Origin of the sequence: Bowmanella dokdonensis (assembly GCF_017254865.1) — a bacterium.
GTDB lineage: Bacteria > Pseudomonadota > Gammaproteobacteria > Enterobacterales > Alteromonadaceae > Bowmanella > Bowmanella dokdonensis.
The window spans coordinates 1-293 of the sequence record NZ_JAFKCV010000349.1 but is presented as its reverse complement, the minus strand read 5'-3'; the positions used below and the strand labels follow the sequence as shown (position 1 = coordinate 293).

At 55.3% G+C, this 293-nt stretch carries 1 pseudogene; it reads left to right on the top strand.

From position 1 onward, the window contains the following. Positions 1-293: pseudogene (locus J0A66_RS22895) on the top strand (hypothetical protein); the annotation flags it as partial.

Below are 293 nucleotides of genomic sequence, written 5' to 3'. Positions count from 1 at the left end.
AGCAATGGTATTCCCTGTGGTGACTGGTTTGGTGTAAACGAACTGACGCCTGAGGTCATTGACTATGTGAAGTATCGCCGCGAAGGAACCGGCGGTAACCAAATGCGCTCCTGGACCGCCAACTTATATGGTGATCTGATGGAATTGCCGGCCGGTACCTTAGCCTTTGCGGCAGGGGTGGAGCGTCGCGCCGAAAAAGGCTGGCGTGACCCAGACTCAACCGTGTTGCGTAACGGTGCAGAAGAGGCCATCGCCGGCAGTTACAAAGTGTCGGAAGCCTATATGGAACTGTC